This is a genomic window from Bradyrhizobium sp. P2_E8, assembly GCF_056403875.1.
The window spans coordinates 1-3,495 of sequence record NZ_JBFUES010000810.1 but is presented as its reverse complement, the minus strand read 5'-3'; the positions used below and the strand labels follow the sequence as shown (position 1 = coordinate 3,495).

Here is a 3,495-nt window from a genome sequence, read left to right as displayed (position 1 = left end):
ACCCAGCAGAAGGCCGGGTAGAACGCGACCGCGAGCACGCCGCTCCAGGCCAGGATCGGCACGAACGGGCGGATGATCAGGAAGGTCCAGATGATCAGCAGGGCGAGCAGGCCGAGCCGGATCACGAGCTGGATGATGTCCTCTCCCGTCAGGAGCTGACGGAGACTTTTCACGGGCACGACCTTCCTTGCGGCATCGACGCGGGTTCCGGCTCTTGCACGGGCACGCCGTTATTGCCAGCCCCGGGCCGGGCGTCAAGACGAGGCGGGCTCGCGCCCGGCCCCGTACCCGGGACACATGACCGGGACAAGCGGCCTGACCAGACCTGCGATTGATCCTGCGGCGACGCCGGCGCGGCTAGAAGTGGTAGTTCACGCCCACCGTTCCGGTCTGGATGTTCAGCTTCACGTTGGCGGGCGTCGCCACCAGATTGCCTGTCGTCACCGGCTGTTCGGTGATCGCGCCAAAGCTCATGTAGTTGTACTCGGCCCTCACCGACCAGTTCGGCATGAACATCCACTCGACGCCGCCGCCGGCGAGCCAGCCGGTGCGGTTGAAGCTGCCCGAGGMGGAACCGGCGAGCGCGCCGGCAAGGCCATTGTTCACGTAGTATTTGTCCCGGGTGAAGGCCGCACCGCCCTTGGCGTAGAGCAGCACGCGGTCGAAGGCGACGCCGAAGCGGCCGGCCACCGTGGCGATATAGTCGTTCTTCAACGAGAAGATGAAGCCGGCGCCGCCGCCGAACGGGCTGTTGCTGGAGAGCGTGACGCTGGACCAGGCGCCGGTGCCCTCAAGGCCCAGCACGACATTGCTGATCTGGTAGTTGCCGCCGATCTGGCCGCCGACCACGCCGCCGCTGGCCGTGACCGAGCTCCAGGTCGCCGTCGGATCGGCCGGATCGATACCGGTCCACCTGCTCCAGGCGCCGCCACCATGCGCGCCGATGTAGAAGCCGGTCCAGCTGAAGATTTGAGCCGCCACCGGCGCCTTCACCGGCGCGGGCCCGATGATATCCGCGGCGAATGCCGGCGTTGCCAGCGACAACAGCGCAGCCGTCAAAACGAGCTTCGTCCCCATGATCTCACCCCCCATTGATGCGCCTTCCAACCGAGGCGACCCGGGTGAAATCTAGCTGCCGGATCAGGCGCGCGCTTGGACCCGTCGGCGGCACGACTTGGACTGACCGGCGCTCCGCGACCCGGGAAAATCCTGCAAGATCTGCGTCCGAAGACGGGTTTGGCTAACGGTGATTAACCGGATTTCCGCCGACCGGTTTACGCCGGTGCAAAGGCTCGCTCGTACCCTTCTCGCCAAGCATCTGGGGACACTGAGTTTGCAATGGCCAACAGCATCTGGACGACCGAAGAATTCACCTGCGCGGGTTGCAGCATGAACTACACCGCGACAAGGGAAGAGCACAGCGAGGCGCATTCCGGCAGCTTCAAGTGCAGAATCTGCAGCGGCGTGGTGCACGCATGGTCCGGCAAGCATCACTTCTTCGGCTGGCAAGCCGTGAAGACGAAGCCGCCGGTATTCGGCCGGCGCTGGGCCGGCGTCGGCTGGTAGGCGACAGCCTTACAGGTGTGTCTTAGCCCGGTTGGAGCGCAGCGCAATCCGGGACCGCTGTCGCCGCATTGCACGACCTCCCCGGATTGCGCTGCGCTCCATCGGGGTTACGAGACCCTCGTAAAACACTCCGGCCTTGCCTCGCTGTCATTGCCCGCGCAGCGCTTAGTCCGGAGACATGGCTGCCCCCTGTTCGGACACATCACTGACAGGTTGGCGGCAGGTCAAGTCGATCGATGCGACCTGCCAGCTTGCGAAGACGGCCGCGAGAGCGCGAAGGTGCGTCCAGTGTTTGAAGAATCGGATCGAGGTTATCCGTGCCCGGACGCAGCGCAGCGTCTCTTCGACGGTGCGCTGCTGAGCCGGGGCCCATCTTTCAGAGCCCTCGCTGAGCATGGCTCCCGGCTCTGCGCCGCAACGTGAAGGACGTTGCAGCGCGTCCGGGACACGAGACTGAGCGAGCCGCGACTTCTGCTACGCCGCGTCGCCGGCTAAACTTCCCTTCCCCGCAATCGAAGCCGACACGCAATGACCGCACCCTTCGTTCCCCAGATCGCCCTCTATCGCAACTGGCTCGCCGCGCAGCGCGGCCTCAGCTTCGGCAGCTACGAAGAGATGCGGCAATGGTCGGTGCGCGATCTCGACGGTTTCTGGCGCAGCATCTGGGATTATTACGATCTGCAATCGCCGACGCCGTTTGCGGCGGTGATCACCGAGCGCAAGATGCCCGGCGCGGTCTGGTTTCCCGGCGCACAGGTCAACTATGCCCGGCAGGTGTTCCGGCATGTCGAGGCGGCCGACGCCGCCGGTCTGCCCGCGATCGTCAGCGGCGGCGAGGACGGCAGGCTGAGGGAAACGAGCTGGCCGGAGCTGCGGCGCAAGGCGGCCGCGCTCGCGCTGCATCTGAAGGATAACGGCATCAGGCCCGGCGACCGCGTTGCGGCCTATCTGCCCAACATCCCCGAGACCATCATCGCGTTTCTCGCGACCGCCAGCTTAGGTGCGGTCTGGAGCGTCTGCGCACCCGACATGGCCGCGCCCGCCGTGATCGACCGCTTCAAGCAGATCGAGCCAAAAGTGCTGATCACCTGCGACGCCGTCACCTATGCCGGGCGGCAGCACGACCGGCGCGACATCGTCGCCGAGCTGCGGCGATCGCTGCCCACGGTCGAGCATGTCATCCTGCACAGCGAGGCTGATGCTGCCGCCGCACCTGATGCCGTGCTCTCCGAGATTGTCGCAAGGACCAGCGCTGCGATCGACGCGTTCGAGCCGGCCTGGCTGCCGTTCGATCATCCGCTCTGGATCGTCTATTCCAGCGGCACCACCGGCCTGCCCAAGCCGATCGTGCACGGCCATGGCGGCATCGTCATCGTGGTGCTCGCGCTGCTCGGCCTGCACAACGACATCGGCTGCTCCTATCACCAGAATTCCTTCGGCGAGCGCTATCACTGGTACTCTTCGACCGGCTGGATCATGTGGAATTCGCAAGTCGGCGGCCTGCTCAGCGGCACCACCTGCTGCATCTTCGACGGCAGCCCCGGCGGCACGAAGGACAAGCCGGACTGGACCACGCTGTGGCGCTTCGTGGCGCAGTCGAAGGCGACCTTCTTCGGCGCGGGCGCGGCGTTCTTCGCCAACTGCGCCAAGGCCGAAATCGATCTCGCCGCCGCCGGCGATCTGTCGCGGCTGCGCTGCCTTGGCTCGACCGGCTCGCCGCTCAGCGCCGACACGCAAGCCTGGTTCAACGACCGCTTCGCCGCACTGTCGAAGACCAATGGCAGCAAGGCGCAGGCGGACATCTGGTGGGCGAACATTTCCGGCGGCACCGATTTCGCCGGCGCGTTCATCGGCGGCAACCGCGAATTACCGCAGACGCCCGGCGCGATGCAGTGCCGCCTGCTCGGCGCCGCCGTCGAAGCCTTCAGC

The 3,495-nt window shown here is 66.0% G+C and carries 3 protein-coding genes and 1 pseudogene; 2 read left to right on the top strand and 2 right to left on the bottom strand.

Going from position 1 to position 3,495, the window contains the following annotated elements; translation table 11 throughout:
• Positions 1-179, bottom strand: a pseudogene (locus tag AC1D00_RS32260) (AI-2E family transporter); the annotation flags it as partial.
• Positions 180-357: 178 nt separating this feature from the next.
• Entirely contained in the window at positions 358-1,077 is a 720-nt protein-coding gene (locus AC1D00_RS32255; RefSeq protein ID WP_477013446.1) for an outer membrane protein, read from the bottom strand.
• Between the two features lie 261 nt (positions 1,078-1,338).
• Here AC1D00_RS32255 and AC1D00_RS32250 point away from each other — a divergent pair, with 261 nt between their 5' ends.
• The gene (locus AC1D00_RS32250; protein ID WP_027542918.1) at positions 1,339-1,566 is read left to right on the top strand and encodes a hypothetical protein; all 228 of its coding nucleotides are present in this window, start codon (positions 1,339-1,341) and stop codon (positions 1,564-1,566) included.
• Positions 1,567-2,094: 528 nt separating this feature from the next.
• The coding region (locus AC1D00_RS32245) for an AMP-binding protein (protein WP_477013445.1) at positions 2,095-3,495 on the top strand (1,401 nt) is incomplete at its 3' end.